The following is a 19,723-nucleotide window of genomic DNA, read 5'->3' as shown; positions in this document are numbered from 1 at the left end:
CTAGTCAAAGCTCCTCAGCGCGAGTCCCACGGCTATCGCCAGCCGCGGGGACAGCTCCCGAATTTGTTCATCCGCGTGTTTGGCCGGATTCACCAGCACCTTGCGGAAGGGATTCAGTTCCTCGACCGGCATGGCGAACTCTTCCCGCAGCAGGTCCACCAGACCCGGCACGCGCGCCGTTCCGCCCGCCACATAGATGCGCTGGATATTTTCCCCGCTGGCCGTGGCCCGGAAAAAGTCGAAGGTTTTCTGGATTTCCAGCGTCAGGATGTCCGAAACGCTGCGCAGAATCTGCTGTTTTTGTTCGTCCGAAACGCTGGCGATCTGCTCGCCTTTCTTCAGCCGTTCGGCATCCTCGAAGCTCAGGTCCAGTTCTTTCTGCAGCGCGTCGGTGTACTGGTTCCCGCCCACGGAAACGTCGCGCGTGAACAGCGGGATGCCCCCGCGCACGATGTTGATGTTCATCACGCTGGCCCCGATGTTCAGCAGCGCTACCGTCTGCCCGGGCTCCGGGTCGTAGTTCACTTCAAAGCAGTTCTGCAGCGCGAACGCGTCAATGTCCACCACCACCGGCGCTTTGCCCGCCTGCGCCAGCACGTTCGTGTGATTCAGAATCTTGTCTTTTTTCACCGCCACCAGCAGCACGTCCATCTGCGAATCCATCGTTTCCAGCAGCTGGTAACTCAGGTTCACGTCCGCAATGTCGAAGGGGATGTGCTGGCTGGCTTCCGCCGGGATCCGGTCGTACAGCTCTTCTTCGCTCATCAGCGGCAGCGGCACCCTCTTCACGATCACCGAGTGCCCCGACACTGACGTGGCCACGCTCTTGGTCTTGATCTTCTGGGCTTCAAAAATCTTGCTGATGGCATTGGCTACCTGCGGGGCGTCCATGATCGCCCCGTCCACCACCGTATCCTGCGCCAGGGCCTCGATGCCGAAACTCACCAGCTCATAGCCGGCTTTCGTGGATTTCAATTCCACGGCTTTGATGGAATTGGACCCGATGTCCAGTCCCACCAGCTGCTTGCTCCCTTTTCCGATGCCGAACAACATAGTGCGGCCTCTCTCCCCGATCGCCCGCGCCAGGCTAATGGCGCCGGGCGTGTACCTGGCTCATCTTGCGTTCCATCCAGCGGTCCAGGATCGTCTTCCTGAGTTTCCAACGATTTCCAAGCTTGAACGCGGGGATTTCGCCCTCGGTGATGTAACGGTACAGAGTATCCGGTGAGATCCCCAGATACTGCGACGCCTGCCGGACGTTCATCACTTCGCGCGACTCATTCACGGGAAACGCCACCCCAGGCGTTCAGCACTGCTTCGCCCGTACTCTTTACTTTGTCGGCCTTCCGGCGCACCCGCTCCTGCTTTGTGGCCCCCGCGGGCATTTGCCGTGCACCCCTTATGACATTCGCCAATAGCGGGCGTCAAGGGAATGATTGCCGTAGTTGTCCTAAGAATAGGGGTAATTGCAGGTAGTTGTGGGGGGATTGCCGCAAGCAATTCACAGATATTGGGTCATGAGGGACCTAGTACCACTACAGGTTGTATTTTTCCATAGACCCCCTACCTGCCCGCAGGGACGGTTATCCTTTGAAACCAAACGACATCCAAAGTGCCCGGATCCGCGCCTTCGTCGCTTCGTCCATGCGGATTTCGTCCGGCCACGGCCGCGCGAATCCTTCCGCCGCCCACTTGCGCGTGGCATCAATGCCCATCTTCGAGCCGTAGTCCTGCATCCGCGCCGCGTGGTCCAGCGTATCCACGGGACCCAGCACAAACTGCACATCGCGCTCGGGATCCAGCGCGCACAGGGCTTTCCAGGTGACCTCCCGGGCGTCGTGCACGTTCACGTCGTGGTCCACCACCACAATCACCTTGGTGAACATCGCTTGGCCCAGCGACCAGATGGCGTTCATGATCTTGCGCGCGTGCCCCGGGTAGGATTTGCGGATGGCCACGATCATCAGGTTGTGGAAGATGCCTTCGGCGGGCATGGCCACGTCCACGATCTCCGGGTACTGCATCTTCATTACCGGCAGGAAGATGCGCTCCACGGCGTAGCCCATCCAGTAGTCCTCTTGCGGCGGCGGGCCCACGATGGTAGTCAGGTAGACGGGGTCTATGCGGTGGGTGATGCACTCCACGTGGAAGACCGGGTAATCCCCTTCCAGTGAATAAAATCCGGTATGGTCGCCAAAGGGCCCTTCCACGCGCATCTCGTTCAAGCTGACGTAGCCTTCCAGGACGATCTCCGAGTTGGCTGGCACTTCCAGGTCGCAGGTTTCGCAGGCTACCATCTCCACCGGCTCGCGCCGCAGAAAGCCCGCGAACATCATTTCATCCATATCCGGCGGAATCGGCAGCATGCCCGCCAGCGCCGTGGAGGGGTCCGAGCCGATGGCCACCGCTACGGGAATGCGTCCCTGGGGATCCTTGGCCTGCGCCCGGCGGAAATGCTCGGCGCCGTGCTTCTGTGTCTGCCAGTGCATGCCCGTGGTGCGCTCGTCATATACCTGCATGCGGTACATGCCCACGTTGCGCTTGCCGTTTTCCGGATTCTTGGTGAATACCAGCGGAAAGGTGATAAAGCGCCCGCCATCCTGCGGCCAGCACTTCAGGATCGGGAATTCGTTGAGATTGACGTCCTTGCCGTGCTTGATTACTTCCTTGCACGGCCCGGACTTCACTGTCTTCGGGAAGAAGGACCCCAGCTCGGCCAGCTTCGGCAGCATCTTAAGCTTGTCAAAGAGTCCCTGCGGCGACTGCATATCCAGAAAGCCGCGGATACGCGCCGCAATCTCATCCAGCTTCTCCACCTCGAAAGCCAGCTCCATCCGCCGCAAGCTGCCGAAGGCATTGATCAGCACGGGATAGCGCGAGCCTTTGGGCTTCTCGAAAAGCAGCGCCGGGCCGTTGGCCCGCGTCACGCGGTCAGTGACCTCGGTGATCTCCAGGACCGGGTCCACCTCCACGGTGATGCGCTTCAGCTCTCCTGCCTTCTCCAGCTTGTGGACGAACTCCCGCAAATCGCGATAGGCCACGTCATCCTCTCCACATCCGGCCGCGCAGCGGTCGATCCTCAATTCCGCATAACGGGGGGCGCCCGGAACTGGAGACTGTAGCACGGACGAACGGCGGCAAGATATTCCAAGATGTTTGGCAGGGTGCTGGTTTTCGAACGCCTGGCACAGCCCATTCGAAAACCATTTAGTTATCTATTGACTTATAGTAACTCCACTGCTATCATTTGTCGTGTTTGCGGCAAACATTCCCGCTCAACCTGCGCGACACTCCGCCACCCCGCATCCGGCATGTCTGCGAATCCCGCCCGGACCTAAGTATGCGAATGATGCCCTCCTTCCCCCTTCTCACCCGCGCAACCCCTTTGCATTCTGCACTTCCACAAAATGCGCCCCTAACCCCTTTATCATCTGCAGTTCCAAAACAAAGGACTTAAAACTATTTAGAATCTGCAGTTACAAAAAACCCGAGGGGGTGGGGGTCATATCGTTAACTAACTCCTCCTCTGCCACTCCTCCCTCGCCACTTCCCTCCCGCTCCTGCTATCCTAAAAGCACAGCCATGAAGCGGGTTTACATGGATTACAACGCCACCACCCCGGTCGAGCCGGGGGTGCTCGAGGCGATGCTGCCCTACTTCTCCGCGGAGTACGGGAATGCCGCATCCATCCACAGCTTTGGGCAGAAGGCCCGGGCGGCGGTGGAGTCGGCGCGGGAAGCGGTGGCGGCGCTGATCGGCGCGCGCCCGCAGGAGATCGTCTTTACCAGCGGGGGGACAGAGTCGGACAATCACGCGATTTTTGGGATGGCACAGCCGCTTCTGGCGATGCGTTCGTCCTCTGCTTCTCTCGCTGATTTTTCTCCCCACATCGTGACGACCGCCATCGAGCACGAAGCGGTCCTGAACACCTGCCAGGCGCTGGAAAAGCAGGGCGTGGCGGTAACCTATCTGGCCGTGGATGGCGCGGGGCGCGTGGACCCCCCGGCGGTGCGCCGGGCGTTGCGGCCGGAGACGGCGCTGATCACGGTAATGCACGCCAACAATGAACTGGGCACCATTCAGCCGCTCGAAGAGATTGGCAAGATCGCAGCCGGGGGGGATGTGTACTTCCATACGGATGCGGTGCAGAGCGCGGGCAAGATTCCGGTGGACGTGGAGCGGCTGGGCGTGGACCTGCTCTCGCTTTCGGGGCACAAATTCTATGCGCCGAAGGGCGTGGGCGCGCTGTACATCCGGCGGGGGACGCGGCTGCGGCAGCTGCTTTACGGCGGGCGGCACCAGCACGGCTTCCGGCCGGGGACGGAAAACGTGCCGGGGATCGTGGGGCTGGGCAAAGCGGCGGAGATGGCGCGCGCGGCGCTGGCGGAAGACGCGCGGCGGGTGGGCGCGCTGCGCGACCGGCTGGAGCGCGGGCTACTGGAGCGGGTGCCGCAGGCGCGGGTGAATGGAGGCGGCGCGGCACGCACTCCGAATACCACGAACATCCTATTCCCCGGGGTGGAGGGCGAGGCGCTGGTGATTGCGCTGGACCTGAAGGGGCTGGCGTGCTCGACGGGGGCGGCGTGCTCTTCCGGGGCGCTGGAGCCGTCGCATGTGCTCACGGCGATCGGTTTGCCGGCCGAAGAGGCGCGGGCGAGTTTGCGCTTCAGCCTGGGGCGGCACACGACCGAGGCGGAGGTCGATTTCGCGCTTGAAGTGGTACCCGCGGCGGTGGCGCAGTTGCGGGAGTTGTCGCCACGGTATGGCAAATCCGGGCAAGCCCTGTAGCGCGGGGCGGCAGCCGCGCGGTTTTCCGATGGGGCCGGAGGAACGGAAACGGAATACGAGATGAAGACGTTCACACAAAACGGAGATGCGACCGGGCGGGCCGCAGGGGCGCGCGGCATGGTCGCGCTGGCCATGAGCGGGGGTGTGGACAGCTCGACGGTGGCGGCCCTGCTGTGCGGGCAGGGGCGGGCGGTGGTGGGGCTGACAATGCAGCTGTGGAACCAGCGGCGGCTGCCGGAACTGCAAGGCCCCGAAGTAGCAGGACCGGCGGCGGGGCGCTGCTGCTCGCTGGACGACGTGTATGACGCGAAGCGCGTGGCGCAGCATCTGGGGTTTCCGCACTACGTGGTGAATTTCGAGGAGCAGTTCGAGGAGCGCGTGGTGCGGCCGTTCGTGGCGGACTATCTCGCGGGGCGCACGCCGATCGCCTGCGCCAGGTGCAACACCGACGTGAAGTTCGCGCCGCTGCTGCGCATGGCGCGGCAGGTGGGTGCGGAGCGCCTGGCCACCGGGCACTACGTGCGGGTGCGGGAGAATCGCAAGACGGGGCGGTTCGAGCTGCTGCGCGCGAAGGATGAAAGCAAGGACCAGTCGTATTTTCTCTTTGGATTGACGCAGGAGCAGCTCTGCCGCAGCGAGTTCCCTCTCGGCGAGCTGACGAAGGAAGAGGTGCGCGAGCTGGCGCGGTGCGCGGCGCTGCCCGTGGCCGAAAAGGCGGAGAGCATGGAGCTGTGCTTCGTGCCCAACGGGAATTACGCGCAGTTCATCGAGGCGTATTCACGGGAGCGCGGCGCTCCGCTGGCCGCCGAAGAAGGCGAGATACGCACGCAGGGCGGCGAAGTTCTGGGACGGCACAGCGGGCTGCATCAGTTCACGGTGGGACAGCGCAAGGGGCTGGGCATCGCCACGGGCGAGGCGTTATACGTGATTGCGCTGGACACCGCAGCCAACCGGGTGATCGTGGGCGAGGACGCGGCGCTGCGCGAGACGGTGTGCGCCGTAGAGGGCGTGAACTGGATTGCCGGCGCAGCGCCGGAGCAGCCGCTGCGCGCGGAAGTGAAGATCCGCCACAAGCACGAAGCCGCGCCGGCGACCGTGGAGCCGCTGGGGGCGGCCGGCGCGCGGGTCACCTTCGATGCGCCGCAGCGGGCGATCACCCCGGGGCAGGCGGCGGTTTTCTACGCGGGCGAAGTAGTGCTGGGCGGCGGGTGGATCGCGCGGCAGGACTAGTCAGCTGAACGAAGAGAGATTCCTCGCTTCGCTCGGAATGACGTGTTCGTTTTTTTACAAACTGCCGGACAGCCGCCGGCGGGTCAGATGAAGAGTTCGTCTTCCTGGGGTTCCGGGGCTTCGGGGGGCGAGTCGCCGCGGCGGCGCGAACGGAAGAAATCCAGGCCGACCTTGACGCCCTGCACCACCGCGGAAACCTTCTGCATGGGGCCGAGGAAGCTGCGGCGGAACTGCGAGCCGGCATCCTCGAGGGTTTCCAGGGTGCCGGTGAGAATGCGGTCAAAGTGGTTGAGCTGGCCGCGCAGGTGGTCGGCGGTTTCCGTGAAGATGCGGTCCACCTTCTGCGCCTGGGTGCGCGCGAGATAGACGAAGTGCGCGGCGTCGGCCACCAGATCGGAAATGCGCGGCTGGGTATCTTCCAGCAGGATCTGCACGCGGGTGAGGATGGGCCCGATGCGCGTCTGCAGATCGGTGAGGATGCGCTGGGTCTGCTCCAGGCGGCGCTTAAGCTGAAAATAGAGGGCGGCCAGGATAACCGTCTGAAGAATAACGGCAACCGACATCGCCACCACGAACACGGCTAGCCAGGTTTGCATACGCACCCCACAGGCCCCGCTGCACGGCGGGCCCTATTCCGCTGAGCTGCTCGATCCCGAACGACTGTCACTAGGACCGCGAAACGGTCAACTGTCAGCGTGACCGCAAAGCGGTCAACTACGACTTGGACTTTTCGCGCTGGTAAGCCTCGCGCCCGGCTTCCACCGCCGCGCTCAGCGAATCCTTCTGCCGGGACGCCACTTCCTTGCCGCGCTCAAGGAGATCGTCGGCGCGCTCGCGCAATTCGCGGGCCTTGCGCTGCGCGTAGTCGCGGCCATCATCGGCGCGCTTGGCGAGATATTCGCGGGTTTCTTCACCCGACTTGGGGGCAAACAGAACGCCGACGAGAGCGCCGACGCCAAGCCCGACGAGAAAATAACTGACTTTGGAGCCTACGTTGTCTGCCATAAGAGCCTCCATGTGCAAGCTAGCACAGGGGTCTGGGTGGCGCAAGACGCGCTAACCGCTATTCCACAACAGAGTGGTTCTGGCTCTCCTGCAGATGCTGCAGGATTTTTTCGGCGCGCTTGCGTGGCAGCACGCGGCTCAAGGCGTCCAGGCCGGCGCGGCGCAGGTTGGCGACGCTGCCAAATTCGCGAAGGAGTTTCTGCGCGGTGCGCGGGCCGACGCCTGGTATTTCGCCGAGGGCACTGTGGGTCTGGCGCTGGCCGCGGCGCTGGCGGTGGAAAGCCACGGCGAAGCGGTGGGTTTCGTCGCGAATTTGCTGGACGAGGTGCAGAACGGGAGAGTGCCGATCGAGGACGATGGGCTCGTGCTCCCGGCCGTAGACGTAGAGGATTTCTTCTTTCTTGGCGATGCTGACCAGGGGCTGGTTGATGATCTGCAGGGATTCGAGGGCCTGCACGGCGGCGTGGAGCTGGCCGATACCACCATCGATCAGCACCAGGCCGGGGAGCGGCTGTTTCTCTTCCTGGAGGCGGCGATAGCGGCGGGAGACGGCTTCGCGCATGCTGGCGAAATCGTCGTTGAGGACGGGCGCGCCGTCCGGGCCGGGGACGCCGCGGATGATGAACTTGCGATAGCCGGATTTTTTCATGCGGCCGTTTTCCCAGACGACCATGGAAGCCACGGTGTCGGTGCCCTGAATGTGCGAGACGTCGAAGCTCTCGATGCGCTGGGGCGGCTCGGGAAGATCGAGAGCGCTCTGCAGGGCTTCGGCAATGGCGCGGGAAGTGGGTTTGAGCACGCGGAAGCGCTGCGTGAAGGAGTGCTGGGCGTTAGTTTCCACCAGGTCGAGGAAGGCGCGCTTGGGACCGCGTTGCGGCGCGAGGATTTCCACTTTGTGGCCGGCGCGCTCGGAGAGGGTCTCCTCGAGGAGCGCGCGGTCCTCGAAATCGGCGGGGACGTGGATGGCGCGGGGAAGATATTCGGCTTCGAGGTAAAGCTGCTTGAGGAGCGCGGGGACGAACTCGCGGGGGTCGAACTCGGCGAGATCCTCCCAGTAGAATTCGCGGCGGTCCACGACGCGGCCGCCGCGCAGGTGGAAGAGATTGGCGGCGACAAGGGGCGGCTCGGCGTAGCAGGCGAGAACGTCGGTATCGTCGCCCTGCGCGGCGGCGATGCGCTGACGCTCTTCGATGTCCTCGAGGGTGCGGAGAAGATCCCGATAGGCGGCGGCCTGCTCGAAGCGCTCTTCGCGGGAGGCGGCGGCCATGCGCGCTTCGAGACTTTTGATGAGGTCGTGGCGGCGGCCTTCGAGGAACATGCGGGTGTCGCGGGCGGCTTCGGAGTAGCGCTCGTCGCTGGTGAGGCCGGGGACGCAGGGGCCGAGGCAGCGCTGGATATAGTGCTGCAGACAGGGGCGCGGGTGAGGGCGGGTGAGGTCCACGGTGCAGGAGGGGACCTGGAAGCGTTTGTGGATGAAGTGGAGGATGCGCCGGGCGAGGCTGGACGGGAAATAGGGGCCGAAATAGAGCGAGCCGTCTTTTATGATGCGACGGGTGAAATAGACGCGGGGATATTTTTCGGCGGCGGTGAATTTGAGGTAGGGATAGGTCTTGTCATCGCGAAGAAGGACGTTGAACTTGGGGCGGTACTGCTTGATGAGATTGTGCTCGAGGGCCAGGGCTTCGCGCTCGTTGCCGACGACGATGGTTTCGAGGTCGGCAATTTCGCGGACGAGCGAGCCGGTCTTGGCGTCGGTCCAGCGGGATTCGAGGAAATAGGAGCGGACGCGGTTGCGGAGAGAGAGGGCCTTCCCGACATAGAGGACGGTTCCCGCGGCGTCCTTGAAGAGGTAGACGCCCGGGCTTTCGGGGAGACTGGCGGCTTTTTGCTGTGGATCCATGGAAAGTGGACCGGAAGGCGCGGAGAAAGCTGCGCGGGCCGGACATCTTCCATCATACTAGAGCGAATCGGATAGAAGGGAGGGAGCCGAATGAAGAAGGGGTTTGCAGGGCGCTGGGTGCTGACGCTGGCCGCAGTGGGGGCATTGGGCGCGCCGGGCGCGCGGGGCATGGCGCAGGAGCCGCAGGAATCGTCGTCGAAGAGGCCCCTGGAAGAGGGCGAAACGCGACCGAAGGCTGCGCCCCTGCCGGCGCGGCCAGCGGCGCCGGAGCAGCCGAAGTTCGATCCGCTGCGCGCGGAAAAGGACATTGAGGTGGGGCGATATTACATGCGCAAGGGGGACGTGGACGCGGCCATGGACCGCTTCCGGGACGCCATCGAGTCGCGGCCCAATTATGCCCTGCCCTACCTGCTACTGGGCGAGGCGCAGCAGAAGAAGGGGCTGAAGCGGGAGGCGGTGCGGTCGTTCACGCGGTATCTGGAAGTATTTCCGCACGCGGAAGACGCCGCGAAGGTGCGCAAACGGATCGGGAAACTCCAGAGTGAGCTGGAGAAGAAGCGCGGGAAAGCGGAGTAGCCCGGACAATTCACGCGCCTGCGATCACACTCTGCGGAATAGCCGCATGCCGCGGTCAGGAGGATTGCTTCGCCAGCGGTAATCACGGAAGTAGCGTGGAAATAGGCGCGCGGTTTGTTGGCGCTTCGGTCACACAATCTTGATTGCACTTTCGCGCGTTCCTTTGCGGGTTCACACTGTCATTTGGACCCTTCCCCTCCTCGACCTTTCGGCTTGGAGAACTACGCCATGGGCAAGAAATGGATTGACAGAGCCGCGGAGACCAACAAAGAGCTGCTGCTGATTTTCAGCATTATTGCATTTGCAGGGATCGTGAACCGCTTCGTCGCGGGCCAGCGGTTGATTCTGACTTTTTACTGTCTGCCAACGCTTTTTGCCGCCTACTATTTTGGGCGGCGGCGGGCCGTGCAAACGGCCATTGCCTCCATCCTGATCGTTTGCTGGATAGATGTTCTCAACCCTGCGACGCTGAGCAGCAATCTGCACGCCGAACTGGGCCACCTCATGGCTTTGTCGGATCTCACGATCTGGGGCAGTTTCCTCCTGATCACCGCGTATGCGGCGGGAACACTGCACGAAAAGGAAGAACGGGCACTGCGGGAAGTTCGAGATACGTACTACGGCGTTTTGCAAATTCTCAACCAGTTTATCTCCAACGACAAATACACGCAGAATCACTCGTTCCGCGTGTCCGTCTACGCCACCCAGATTGCCCAGAACATGGGCTTTTCCGGGGACCGGGTGGAGGACGTGCGCGCGGCCGCGCTCCTGCACGACATCGGGAAGCTGGAAACCAGCCGCGAAGTGCTCTACAAAGCGGCGCGGCTGACCGACGATGAAATGATAGAAATCAAGACCCATGTGGAGAAAGGAGTCGCCTTCCTCAGCCCGGTGGGCAGTTCGCTGCGGCGAATCTTACCGATCATCCTTGCGCACCACGACAAGTTTGACGGCACAGGCTACCACGCGACGCAGGGCGAGGACATCCCCCTGGAGGCGCGGATTATCAGTGTCGCCGATGTTTATGATTCGCTGATCAGTGACCGGCCGTACCGCAAAGGAATGTCGCCTTACGAGGCCCGCGATATCCTGCTGCAAGGATCGGGCAAAGACTTCGATCCTGCCGTCCTCAAGGCCTTTGACGCAGCCTTCCGCAACCAGCAGATGGAAGTTCCGGAAGTGCTGGCCTAGAAGAAGTCCGCCTTCCCGGGGGAAAGCATCCCCCTTGCTCTTCGTTCACCGGACTCTGTGATGCGTATCACTGAATCCGGGAGGGCAAAAGAGTTCCACTGTTAGGGGTTCCCTTCCCGCTCATACCGGCCGTTTTCGCCAAGAAACGATCGCCAAACAATCCACAAGGAGGCCGGAAGGGTCCTAACAAGGAGAACGAAGCATGCTACGGAAAACGCGACTACAAACAGCGGCAGTGAAAATCGGGACCGCAGCGGGGCGAGCCAATCACGCAGCCCACAAAGTGGCCAAGGCAGCAGAGGTGGCCAGAGAGGAACTGACGCAGCTGTCGAAGCGGGTCGAGAATCTGGCATACGACCTGAAGAAGGCCGGCACACGCCTGAGAAAAACCCTGCGCTGAACGGGCGGGAAGGGCTGTTGCGAACCGGTTATTTTCCGGAACGGGTCTTCCAGACGATCTGGCGGAGCATGCCCAGCCAGAGGCCGGCGTCGCGTGCGGGCAGATGGAGGCGGCGGACGAGGCGGCGCACTTTCTCCTCGGCGGAAGGCACGGGGCGCGGGGGCAAATAGCCGCTGGAGCGCAGAGCGTCGAGGAGCAGAGCGGTGATGCGCTCGAGCTCGCCGGCAGTGGCGAGCTTCTCTTTCTCGGGCTGGCGCGCGGCGCCGGAATGGCGCACGAGTTCGTACAGACAGAGGGCGACCGCCTGGCCCAGGTTCATCGAGGGATGCTCCTCGCGCGCCGGGATGCGCAGCAGCCAGTGGCAGTGGCTGAGGTCTTCGTTCCTGAGGCCCACTTTCTCCGAACCGAACAAAAGAGCGACGCGGCTGGAGGCGAGTTGCTTGCGAATGAGGCGCGCGCCGTCTTCCAGGCGGCGAAGGGAGTGCTGCAATTCGCGGCGGGTGACCGCGGTGGCGCCCACGACGAGGGAGCAATCGGCGACGGCTTCGGCCACGGTTTTGAACTCTTCGGCGGCGGCGAGCAGCGCGGAGGCGCCGACGGCGGAACGGGCTTCGCGAAAGGCGACTTCGTAGGGGTTGACCACGCGCAGACGAAGGAAGCCGAAGTTGCTCATGGCGCGGGCTGCGGCGCCGATGTTAAGAGGGTTGCGCGTGGCCACCAGGACGACGCGCAGACGGCCGAGTTCAGGCAGAGTCAACAAGGACGCCTATTCTACGACACGCTGGGAACCGGCGCTCATGCGGATGCCCGAGAAATCCCACGAACAGCTTTCCCGAGAGCTGCCCCCGGCCGATTGCCGCGGCGCAGAGGAAGCCAGCGATCAAGACGCCTCGTTTCTTCCTGGACCACGCCCCGCAGCGCGGCGGTGATTACGCCAACTCCTTTTGCGGACGCAAGACCTTTTCGCCGCCAGGCAATTCGGGGCCGATCTCTTCGAGGCGGCGCTTCCTGGGCTCGATGCCAAAGAAGAGAACAACCACAATCTGCACGATCAGAAGGCCGATCATCAGGCTGAGGACTCCGCCGACGCCGTGGGAGCGGAGCAAGGCGACGACGAGGAAGGGCGTGACGATGGTCGAGCCGCGCCCGAACGTATTGCAAATCCCGGTGGCGCGCAGGCGAACTTCGGTGGGGAAGAGTTCGGGAATATAAATGGCGAAGAGCAGCGTGACCAGCACATAGATGGGGATCATCAACAAGAAGCCGACGAGAAGCAGCAGGACAGGATCCTGGATGAAAGGATAGATACCGCCGAGCAGGATGGTGAGCAGGGACGCGCCGATGATGGTTGGCCTGCGCCCCCAGGAATCCGCCGTAAACGCGCCAATGGACGACCCGACAGGCGCGCCAATGGACATGATCAGGGAATAGCCGAAGGAAGTGGCGATGCTGCGGCCTTCCTGGACGAAGAACGTGGGCAGCCAGGTGACAAATCCATAGATCAAGGTGTTGGCGACGATGAGGGTAACGGCTCCCACGACCATGCGAGTGAAGAGCACGGGGCTAAACAGCGAAGCGAGGCTCCGCGATGGGGGAGCGGAAACGACTTGCACCGGCGGAGGAAGCGGGCCGCGCTGGAACGAGACTTCGCGCTCGATCGCTTGCAGGATGGCCTCCGCTTCTTCGGTTTTACCGACCGATTCGAGCCAACGGGGCGACTCCGGAAGTGACTTGCGCAAATACCAAACCACGAGAGCACCCAAGCCACCGATAACAAACATGACGCGCCAGCCGAAGCGCGGGATGAGCAGCGTGGCGACGAGCGCGGAGATGGGCAAGCTGGATACGACGGTGACGGAGAGGGCGCCCAGCCATCTGCCGCGGGCTTGCGGGGGGACAAACTCCGTCAGCGTTGAAAAGCCAACGACGATTTCGGCGCCAAGCCCCAGACCCATGATGCCGCGAAGCAGGATCAGCACGTGCATGGAGGGGACAAAAGCGGAAGCGAGGGAGGCGAGACCGAAGATGGCGAGATTGGCTTGATAGGTGAAGCGGCGGCCGTAGCGGTCTCCGAGGAAACCGGTCAGAAAGGACCCCAGCATCATGCCGAGAAAGGTCACGGAGACGAACTGGGCGCTCTGCTGGATGGTGGAGAAACCGCTTTTGAGGGTGGCGCCAAGAACGGTTGCGGCAACGTAGACGTCAAAACCATCGAAGAACATGCCGATGCCGATCAACGCCAGGATGCGGCGATGAAACGAAGAAGGCGGGAGGCGGTCGAGGCGCGCGGCGGCATTGGCCTGCAGAGCCAATTCAGTCTTGCCTCGCAAGCAGGGCCATGCTGCCCAGGGTCAGGGCTTCCACGGCGAGGCGGCAATTCTCGTCGAAAGAGTGCTGCTGGGCGATCTGGAAGAATTCCTTGCAGCGGCGGGTGGCAGCGGGGTCGAGGCGCAGGATGCGCCGGACGAGAGCGTCAGCGTTTAGGGCGAGACGTTTGGCCGGGCAGACTTGCGAGATGAGGCCGATTTGCAGCGCGTGTTGCGGGGTGATGGGATCGCCGAAGAGGACCAGGGGAAAGGCGAAGCGCGGCAGGGCGTACTCGCCGAGGTAGGCCATGATGGCGGCCGGGGCGAGCCCGTTGCGCATCTCGGGAAAACCCAGGGCCGCGTGCTGCGCGACAAGAACGAAGTCACAAACGATGGCCAGGCCGAAGCCGAAACCGAGGGCATCCCCCTGGACCTCCGCGACGCTGATCAAGGGGGAGGCACGGAGAGCGCGCTTGAGGCCGATGAGACGCGTTACTTCGTGCCGGATGGCCGCGGCGTCGCGGCCGGCGCGCTCGCGCCCGGTGCAGAAGACATTGCCGCGCGCGCGAATGCGCAGAACCCGGGCGGTGGGGCGAGCGGCTTCGGAGCCCAGCTCGGCCAGCATGGCGTCGAACATCGGACCAGTGACCTCATTGCCGCGCGCGGAATTGTCCAGGGTGAAGGTGAGGACATCGGCGGCGCGTTCGATCCGCACGCCGATTGGGGCCGTGGTGCGCGCCAAGGCGAGCGGTTTCTTGGATGACATGCGGGCACGGTATAGAAGGAATACGGGCCTGTCAACTCGCCGGGCGCAGCCGGGAATTACCACACGCCGGGAATGAGGGCCGGCACTTTGGCGCGATACCGCGCGAATTCGGCGCCGAACTGCGCGCGCAACAACTGCTCTTCCAAACGCACTCGCCAGATCGTTCCGGCGAGAAAGAGAACGATTCCCAGGAGCAAACCGAGCCCGTGGCTTACCACGAGACCCGTGGCAAGGAGCATGCCGAACATGCCCGTATAGATGGGATTGCGAACGAAACGGTAGGGGCCCGCGGTGATGAGTGCATGGCCTTCGATGAGGCGCGCCGCGATGGCCCATTGCCGCCCGAGCGTGCGCACACTGACCAGAACCAGGCTGACAGAAGACGCTGCCAACAGAACGGCAAGAATACCGAGGACGGGAGTCCAGGCGGGAGTGAAAAGAGGCGATGCGGGGTGGCGGTGCGCCGCCCCGACTGCGGCGTAGGCGATGGCCTGGAGGGCGATGGGCCCGAGGGCGCGCCGCTCGCGAATGCTTTCCTGCGGGGCGGGCGGGCGTTTGCGGAACAGGAATACGGCGGCGAAAGCGAACCAGCAGAAGATCACGGCGTAGAACGGAGTGAATGTCCAGTCGGAAAGCAAGGGATGATCTCCGAACGAAATTCGCAGCCTCGAACCGCTGGGCTGAGAATACGCCTGAATAGCCCGAAGGTTACAGGTGTTTGAGCGAACCGGATAGCGCTGGCTGCATTTCTTTCCTGTGCTGGAAGTGCCCGACGGGAAACAAACGGGTGTAAACTTACGGCTGCCGGGAGGCCGAAATGGACATCCCTGGTAAGGAATGCTGCATCAGAAGCATGGATGTAATTGAAATCGGATTCCAATCGAAGGGAGATCATCGAATGACACGCGTGAAGCTTTTGGCCGGACTTGCCTTGCTGCTTCTTCTTACTTTGCTGCTGCAGATTCCATTTGCCGGCGCCTCTCCTGCGGCGAGTGATGCCATCCTCAAGGCAAACGACATTGGCGCAAAACTTTTCCCCGAGAAAATCTTCTTCCATGGGCAGGTCACGTCCGTCCAGCTGCGCAATACCGGGGGAATCCGTTTTAGCGATGACGCCTACACTCTGGCGGGGGCGGTCGACGCCTCCGGCTATTCCAGCGGAATTCGCGAGAAATGGCAGGGGTATCTGATCAGCGAGGTTGCGCTGGAAATCGGCGGACAGAAGCTGCCGGCTGGTGCCTACGGCTTTGGTTTCCCGAAAGATGGCAAGTTTGTGGTGATGGATCTCGGTGCGCACGACCTGTTTCAGGTTGCTTCCTCCAAAGATGCAGAGATGAAGCGGCCGGTGCCTCTCCAGGTTGTGAGCGCGCCATCGGCGGGCGCGTACCGGCTCTACATGGGCCGCGATTTTGTCGAGTTTGCGCGCAGCAAGTAACGGTTCGCTCTGCTGAACGCAACGCGCGGGACGGGTAATCGTTGCCGATCGCACCATGCCGAGGCAGCCGGTGAACACGGCTGTGGCGGATGAAGAAGTCGAGTTCCCCCTAAAAATAGAGAAGATGCGGGCGAAGGGCGGAACAAACCGCTTGCGGCAGGAGGTCACATTTGGTCAGCGAGCAACCGGGAAGGAGGTCGAAGCCTCGCTCTGAGGCTGGGTTTGCGGAATTTGCTTGCTGCGGAGGAGTTCCACGATTTCGTGATAGAGGCGCGATCGAACTTCATGCCGTTCCTGAGCGCGCGTGATATAACGGACAATCACATTCACGCCAAGGTTTGTGGGCCGCACGCTGATTGACGGCGATGCCGAAAAAGAGCGTCCGGCAGGGGCAGGCACGACGCGCTGCCATTCCTGCTCGGCCAGCTGCATATTGGCCAGTGTCTCCGCGGCGACGCTTTTCTGAATCGCTTCGGCAATGGGATAGGGATCAGTACCTGGAGGGATGGGTACCTGAATTTCGTCCCAAAGCCACTGCCCGGAGGTTGAAAAGTTAAAGTAATGGCCTTCGATGGCAAAGCTGTTTGAGAAGTTCACCTTGCGGCCCGTGGGGTGGCCCGCGTCAGACCAATTTCCGGTCTCCAAGAGGACCGTGTGGAGCAGGCCGACCTCCAGCACTTCGCCGCCAATGCCGCTAATTTCCACCCAGTCACCCGGCCGGATGCCATTGCGTCCCATGAGTGCAAACCAACCGAAGAAGCCAATAATGAAATCCTTGAGAGCCACGGTTAGACCCGCACCGGCAAGAGCGACGACCGTCGCCAACTGATTTGGCGGCCCGAAGAGGACCAGCAAAATCAAGGCGATTCCGATGGCCTGCGTGGCGAAACGCGCCACGGTGCGGATGGTCAGCAGGCGTTTATTTTCTGGAGCGACCCGGGAAAGTATGGCCCGCAGCAAGGGGTCCGCTAAAAACACCAGAAGAAGGGCGGCGAGTATCCAGAGTGCCGACTCGAGCAGTCCGGTCACATAGACGCGCTCCTGTGCCTTGACCAAGCCACTCCAGTTCCCATAAATGATATCGAGTTGCTGGAGATCCTGAATCCGTTTGTCCAGCTCCGCCAGGTTTTTCTGTTCCTCCGCAACGCGCTTCAAGATGGAAAAAATCTCCGCTGAGTTCGACTGCTTGCTTGTTGCAGCGTCACTCACTTGCGGAGTGCCGGGTGCCGGCTGGCTGGTATCCGGCGCGCTATCCCCTGCCGCCGCTCGTTCGAACGCTTGATGTTTCCCGGCCAGCTCCGCCGAGCGGCGCTTCACTTCTTCCTTTGCCCGCGCCAGCTCCCGTTGTTTTGCCGACAGTTGCCGCCAAACGCGGAATTGCGCGATGACGCTTCGAGATTCGGGTTCTACGGTTTTTACCCGCGAGTCTCCAGGAACCAGCCCACCGGCGGCACTGCCCTCCAGACGCTGGCGCCACGCCTCGTGCTGTTCCAGCAACCGTTGAATGATGCTCCGCGGATCACCTCCGGCGCGGATAAGTTCCTGCCGGTTAGCACCGAGGTCCTCCTGGTCGACCTCCAAGACTGCTTGTTCGAGTTGAAGCTCCTGTTCGAGAGCTTCCCTGCGGTCTCCTTCCGCCTTGGGCAGAAGCTGCTGCAGACGGGCAATGTCAGCCTGCTCCGCTTTCACGCGGTCCTGGATTTCCTCTACGCGCGTCAAGATCGCACGGGCTGCCGGGGTCAGGGAAGGAGGATGCAAAGTCAGATTACGAAGTGCGGAGGTGAAGGTCAGATCCACTTCATGATCAGCCACTCGCACGGCCTCATGCGCGAAGTCCATTTCTTCCGAGGTCACGGCAAGCGCCGCCAGCCTTTGCGCCGTCACCAGGGGTTGTTCGTCCACAAGACCCGGCCGGCCGTTCAGCGTAGCATCGGCCGTATTCTGCTGCTTCGGGCCGGTGACCCAGTATCTGACCAATACGATTCCCACCATCGCCAGGGCCACGAGCGACAGCAAAACAATGGGGATCGTCCGATGCAAAGTTTTCATGGAGGTCTCGCAGCTTCAGCAAATCCCTACAGGACAGAAGCAACTTCCCCACATACAAGGAGCACGTCTCCCGCTCCGCCGCTTTATCTCAAGAAACAGAAGTAAATACTGTGACCCGTATCACAACTTCCTGCGCGGAGCGAGGCAGCGAAGAGCGCACTCTCGGAGTGGCACCCGGGACAGGGGGTTGCTCGTGCTGCAGCGGGCGGAGTCCCGACGGCTGTCCGGGGCCTGGCCGGGGCGAGGCAAGCTTCGCTCCTACAAGGTGACTCTCTTGAAAAAGGCGGGCTAGAGGCGGTCGAGGTAGCGGCGGGCGCGGACATAGGCGGGGAAGAGTTTTTCTTCGGCGCGGAAGGCGGGGGAGTGGGAGACGAGGCTGCAACCGGCGCGGCGGGTGGGATGCTTCACGTGGAGCATTTCGTGGTAGAGGACGTACTCGACGGCGCATGGGGGAACGCCGGGGCGGTCGAGGCGGCGATTGAGGAGGATCTGGTTGGGGCCGGGGTCGTAGCAGCCGAACTGGCGGCGCCAGGAGCGGGTGCTCCAGCCGAGATGGGGGCGGGCGAGGGCGGCGGAAAAATATTCGCGGTTCAGGCGCTCGAACATGGCATCGAGGTCGAAGACCAGGCCGCGGGGATGGGCGGCGCGGGGCACGACGCGCCGGCGGCGCATGCGGTGCATGCGGTCGCGGGTGCGGCCGGAGCGGGCGTAGTCGAGATACGGGGCGATGAGGGAAGCGGAGGGCTTCTTGCGGTAGAGACGGGCGAGCAGGAGCGCCGCGGCGCCTTCCAGGACCGCGCGGGGGGCGCGGGCCAGGAGATCAGAGAAGCGGACGAGGACGGTATCCTCGCGGCGGCGAATGGTGAGGACCAGACTGGAGTAGGGATAGAACTCGATGCGGAAGCGCGGGGGGCGGCCGTCACAGCCGAGGCGGGTGTAGAGGCGCAGGCAGAGGGCATCGCCGCCAGGGATAAGCTGCGAGCGCTGGCGCTGTTTCACGGCCGGTTCCTGCGGCGCACGGGGGGGGGCGCAATTTCTTTCTTGGCCTTTTCGGCGTCGCTCAGGGCGTCGTGGGTGCCTTCGATGGCGTCGTCGAGATTGTCCTTGTAGAGGTCGCGCTCGGCGCCGCTGGCGGCCAACTGCTCGAGAGTGGCCAGGAACTCCTTGGAGCGCGCGATCATCAGGTCAATTCCCTGCCGGATGTTCTGCTGCTTCTCCTTGCCAAGCTGGATGAGGTCGGCGGCGTCGTCCACGCAACTGACATAGGAATTCATCAGGGTGTTGAGGATTTCCGGATGGCGGTAGGGCGAAGGGTGGGCGAGCTCGTACTGGAATTTCTTCAGGCGGTCCTCGGCGAAGGAGAGAAAGAGCTTGATGCGCTCGTTGGGGGTCTCGGCGTCGCGAATCTTGTCGGCTTCCATGGCGGAGAGATAGTCCTTGATTTGTGTGACCGCAAAGCGGTCAACCTGCCGGGGCGCGGCAGCGCCCAGCAGGGGAAAGAGGATTCCCAGAAAAACAGAGAGAGCCAAGCTTCGCATAGGGATCATGGCAGCCTCACGGCGCGGGAGGTTTCTGGGGGACGGGCTGCTCGCCCGGCCGCCGCGGAAACAGCAGGCGCAGCAATTCCTCCTCGATCTCCTGCAAATCATTGCGCACGATGTGCAGGGGCGGCCGGTATGGCGGGGGCGCTACCAGGAGCGTCTCGTCCAGCTCGCGCAGGCCTCTGCGCACGTGCACTTCCATCCTCTTGTATTCGCCGGGATTCTTCTCCGCCTGGGGATGCTGGCGGCGCACGGCGGCGAGGGCCGCGCGCACGTTATCGCGATACTTTTCCAGGAGCAGGCCGACGGTCTGGTAATCCCCGGCATTGCCGGCACGGCGGGATTCGGCAAACTGGGCGTCGCCGAGCTTTTGCAAGAGCTTGGCTTTACGCCCGGAATGGGTCTCGCGGTCAAAGCGGGCTTGCAGCTCCGCGATCTTGGCCGCGGGAGCGGCTTGCTGCGCGGCGCCGGCGCCGCCAGCCAGTGCCAGCCAAGCAAAAACAACGGCCGCAAATGCGCGTCGCGAGGTCATGGAG

At 62.8% G+C, this 19,723-nt stretch carries 20 protein-coding genes; 6 read left to right on the top strand and 14 right to left on the bottom strand.

Going from position 1 to position 19,723, the window contains the following annotated elements:
- The 3 genes from LAN61_08020 to LAN61_08010 all read right to left on the bottom strand — a co-directional run bounded on the left by LAN61_08020 (window position 1) and on the right by LAN61_08010 (window position 3,041).
- Window positions 1-1,053 carry a pilus assembly protein PilM gene (locus LAN61_08020; GenBank protein MBZ5540450.1) on the bottom strand — a complete coding sequence of 351 codons (1,053 nt, stop codon included), beginning with the start codon at window positions 1,051-1,053 and terminating at the stop codon, window positions 1-3.
- 34 nt (window positions 1,054-1,087) lie between these two features.
- Window positions 1,088-1,264 carry a helix-turn-helix domain-containing protein gene (locus LAN61_08015; protein MBZ5540449.1) on the bottom strand — a complete coding sequence of 59 codons (177 nt, stop codon included), beginning with the start codon at window positions 1,262-1,264 and terminating at the stop codon, window positions 1,088-1,090.
- A gap of 319 nt (window positions 1,265-1,583) precedes the next feature.
- Complete coding sequence (locus tag LAN61_08010) at window positions 1,584-3,041, bottom strand: menaquinone biosynthesis decarboxylase (GenBank protein ID MBZ5540448.1); 1,458 nt, start codon at window positions 3,039-3,041, stop codon at window positions 1,584-1,586.
- A gap of 541 nt (window positions 3,042-3,582) precedes the next feature.
- Here LAN61_08010 and nifS point away from each other — a divergent pair.
- Together nifS and mnmA are read left to right on the top strand one after the other, a co-directional pair.
- Window positions 3,583-4,788, top strand: coding sequence for a cysteine desulfurase NifS (nifS, locus tag LAN61_08005; protein ID MBZ5540447.1), 1,206 nt, complete (start codon window positions 3,583-3,585; stop codon window positions 4,786-4,788).
- A 60-nt stretch (window positions 4,789-4,848) separates the two neighbouring features.
- Window positions 4,849-6,018 carry a tRNA 2-thiouridine(34) synthase MnmA gene (gene mnmA, locus LAN61_08000; GenBank protein MBZ5540446.1) on the top strand — a complete coding sequence of 390 codons (1,170 nt, stop codon included), beginning with the start codon at window positions 4,849-4,851 and terminating at the stop codon, window positions 6,016-6,018.
- Window positions 6,019-6,101: 83 nt separating this feature from the next.
- Here mnmA and LAN61_07995 read toward each other — a convergent pair whose 3' ends face one another.
- The 3 genes from LAN61_07995 to uvrC form a co-directional block, all read right to left on the bottom strand.
- Window positions 6,102-6,614, bottom strand: coding sequence for a hypothetical protein (locus LAN61_07995; protein MBZ5540445.1), 513 nt, complete (start codon window positions 6,612-6,614; stop codon window positions 6,102-6,104).
- Window positions 6,615-6,732: 118 nt separating this feature from the next.
- Window positions 6,733-7,023 carry a YtxH domain-containing protein gene (locus LAN61_07990; GenBank protein ID MBZ5540444.1) on the bottom strand — a complete coding sequence of 97 codons (291 nt, stop codon included), beginning with the start codon at window positions 7,021-7,023 and terminating at the stop codon, window positions 6,733-6,735.
- Between the two features lie 58 nt (window positions 7,024-7,081).
- The gene (gene uvrC / locus LAN61_07985; protein MBZ5540443.1) at window positions 7,082-8,923 is read right to left on the bottom strand and encodes an excinuclease ABC subunit UvrC; all 1,842 of its coding nucleotides are present in this window, start codon (window positions 8,921-8,923) and stop codon (window positions 7,082-7,084) included.
- 90 nt (window positions 8,924-9,013) lie between these two features.
- On the opposite strand from uvrC, the gene LAN61_07980 reads away from it, so the two are divergent.
- The 3 genes from LAN61_07980 to LAN61_07970 all read left to right on the top strand — a co-directional run bounded on the left by LAN61_07980 (window position 9,014) and on the right by LAN61_07970 (window position 11,090).
- Window positions 9,014-9,499 carry a tetratricopeptide repeat protein gene (locus LAN61_07980; protein MBZ5540442.1) on the top strand — a complete coding sequence of 162 codons (486 nt, stop codon included), beginning with the start codon at window positions 9,014-9,016 and terminating at the stop codon, window positions 9,497-9,499.
- Between the two features lie 228 nt (window positions 9,500-9,727).
- On the top strand, window positions 9,728-10,690 hold the full coding sequence (locus tag LAN61_07975) for an HD-GYP domain-containing protein (protein ID MBZ5540441.1): 963 nt from the start codon (window positions 9,728-9,730) through the stop codon (window positions 10,688-10,690).
- Between the two features lie 202 nt (window positions 10,691-10,892).
- Window positions 10,893-11,090 (top strand): hypothetical protein, encoded by a 198-nt coding sequence (locus LAN61_07970; GenBank protein ID MBZ5540440.1) that lies wholly within the window; start codon window positions 10,893-10,895, stop codon window positions 11,088-11,090.
- A 28-nt stretch (window positions 11,091-11,118) separates the two neighbouring features.
- On the opposite strand, the gene LAN61_07965 is transcribed toward LAN61_07970, so the two are convergent.
- The 4 genes from LAN61_07965 to LAN61_07950 form a co-directional block, all read right to left on the bottom strand.
- Window positions 11,119-11,841 (bottom strand): TrmJ/YjtD family RNA methyltransferase, encoded by a 723-nt coding sequence (locus LAN61_07965; protein MBZ5540439.1) that lies wholly within the window; start codon window positions 11,839-11,841, stop codon window positions 11,119-11,121.
- Window positions 11,842-12,019: 178 nt separating this feature from the next.
- Window positions 12,020-13,312, bottom strand: a complete 1,293-nt coding sequence (locus LAN61_07960; GenBank protein MBZ5540438.1) for an MFS transporter — start codon at window positions 13,310-13,312, stop codon at window positions 12,020-12,022.
- Between the two features lie 91 nt (window positions 13,313-13,403).
- A complete protein-coding gene (locus tag LAN61_07955; GenBank protein MBZ5540437.1) occupies window positions 13,404-14,162 on the bottom strand; it encodes an enoyl-CoA hydratase/isomerase family protein in 759 nt (252 codons plus the stop codon).
- A 56-nt stretch (window positions 14,163-14,218) separates the two neighbouring features.
- Window positions 14,219-14,800 (bottom strand): isoprenylcysteine carboxylmethyltransferase family protein, encoded by a 582-nt coding sequence (locus tag LAN61_07950; GenBank protein MBZ5540436.1) that lies wholly within the window; start codon window positions 14,798-14,800, stop codon window positions 14,219-14,221.
- Between the two features lie 260 nt (window positions 14,801-15,060).
- Between LAN61_07950 and LAN61_07945 the strand changes: the two genes are divergently transcribed.
- Window positions 15,061-15,597: a hypothetical protein gene (locus LAN61_07945; protein MBZ5540435.1), complete on the top strand. Its 537-nt coding sequence runs from the start codon at window positions 15,061-15,063 to the stop codon at window positions 15,595-15,597.
- A 174-nt stretch (window positions 15,598-15,771) separates the two neighbouring features.
- Here the strand turns inward: LAN61_07945 and LAN61_07940 are convergent, their stop codons facing one another.
- The 4 genes from LAN61_07940 to LAN61_07925 all read right to left on the bottom strand — a co-directional run bounded on the left by LAN61_07940 (window position 15,772) and on the right by LAN61_07925 (window position 19,719).
- Complete coding sequence (locus LAN61_07940; protein ID MBZ5540434.1) at window positions 15,772-17,646, bottom strand: mechanosensitive ion channel; 1,875 nt, start codon at window positions 17,644-17,646, stop codon at window positions 15,772-15,774.
- 288 nt (window positions 17,647-17,934) lie between these two features.
- On the bottom strand, window positions 17,935-18,645 hold the full coding sequence (locus LAN61_07935) for a M48 family metallopeptidase (protein MBZ5540433.1): 711 nt from the start codon (window positions 18,643-18,645) through the stop codon (window positions 17,935-17,937).
- The gene (locus LAN61_07930; GenBank protein ID MBZ5540432.1) at window positions 18,642-19,193 is read right to left on the bottom strand and encodes a hypothetical protein; all 552 of its coding nucleotides are present in this window, start codon (window positions 19,191-19,193) and stop codon (window positions 18,642-18,644) included. Before LAN61_07930 ends, LAN61_07935 begins: the two co-directional genes overlap by 4 nt.
- Window positions 19,194-19,200: 7 nt before the next feature.
- Window positions 19,201-19,719, bottom strand: a complete 519-nt coding sequence (locus LAN61_07925; GenBank protein MBZ5540431.1) for a hypothetical protein — start codon at window positions 19,717-19,719, stop codon at window positions 19,201-19,203.
- Between the last annotated feature and the right edge of the window lie 4 nt (window positions 19,720-19,723).

It is taken from the genome of Terriglobia bacterium, assembly GCA_020072785.1.
In the GTDB taxonomy this organism is placed as follows: Bacteria; Acidobacteriota; Terriglobia; order Acidiferrales; family UBA7541; genus Acidiferrum.
Note: the sequence above shows the minus strand (reverse complement) of the source record. Positions and strands in the feature narration are given on the sequence as shown.

Bases quoted from the DNA above. Each gene is read 5' to 3' on its own strand.
- LAN61_08020 (MBZ5540450.1), bottom strand. From the start codon at position 1,053: ATGTTGTTCGGCATCGGAAAAGGGAGCAAGCAGCTGGTGGGACTGGAC.
- LAN61_08015 (MBZ5540449.1), bottom strand. From the start codon at position 1,264: ATGAACGTCCGGCAGGCGTCGCAGTATCTGGGGATCTCACCGGATACT.
- nifS (MBZ5540447.1), top strand. From the start codon at position 3,583: ATGAAGCGGGTTTACATGGATTACAACGCCACCACCCCGGTCGAGCCG.
- mnmA (MBZ5540446.1), top strand. From the start codon at position 4,849: ATGAAGACGTTCACACAAAACGGAGATGCGACCGGGCGGGCCGCAGGG.
- LAN61_07995 (MBZ5540445.1), bottom strand. From the start codon at position 6,614: ATGCAAACCTGGCTAGCCGTGTTCGTGGTGGCGATGTCGGTTGCCGTT.
- LAN61_07990 (MBZ5540444.1), bottom strand. From the start codon at position 7,023: ATGGCAGACAACGTAGGCTCCAAAGTCAGTTATTTTCTCGTCGGGCTT.
- uvrC (MBZ5540443.1), bottom strand. From the start codon at position 8,923: ATGGATCCACAGCAAAAAGCCGCCAGTCTCCCCGAAAGCCCGGGCGTC.
- LAN61_07980 (MBZ5540442.1), top strand. From the start codon at position 9,014: ATGAAGAAGGGGTTTGCAGGGCGCTGGGTGCTGACGCTGGCCGCAGTG.
- LAN61_07975 (MBZ5540441.1), top strand. From the start codon at position 9,728: ATGGGCAAGAAATGGATTGACAGAGCCGCGGAGACCAACAAAGAGCTG.
- LAN61_07970 (MBZ5540440.1), top strand. From the start codon at position 10,893: ATGCTACGGAAAACGCGACTACAAACAGCGGCAGTGAAAATCGGGACC.
- LAN61_07960 (MBZ5540438.1), bottom strand. From the start codon at position 13,312: ATGTTCTTCGATGGTTTTGACGTCTACGTTGCCGCAACCGTTCTTGGC.
- LAN61_07955 (MBZ5540437.1), bottom strand. From the start codon at position 14,162: ATGTCATCCAAGAAACCGCTCGCCTTGGCGCGCACCACGGCCCCAATC.
- LAN61_07945 (MBZ5540435.1), top strand. From the start codon at position 15,061: ATGACACGCGTGAAGCTTTTGGCCGGACTTGCCTTGCTGCTTCTTCTT.
- LAN61_07940 (MBZ5540434.1), bottom strand. From the start codon at position 17,646: ATGAAAACTTTGCATCGGACGATCCCCATTGTTTTGCTGTCGCTCGTG.
- LAN61_07930 (MBZ5540432.1), bottom strand. From the start codon at position 19,193: ATGATCCCTATGCGAAGCTTGGCTCTCTCTGTTTTTCTGGGAATCCTC.
- LAN61_07925 (MBZ5540431.1), bottom strand. From the start codon at position 19,719: ATGACCTCGCGACGCGCATTTGCGGCCGTTGTTTTTGCTTGGCTGGCA.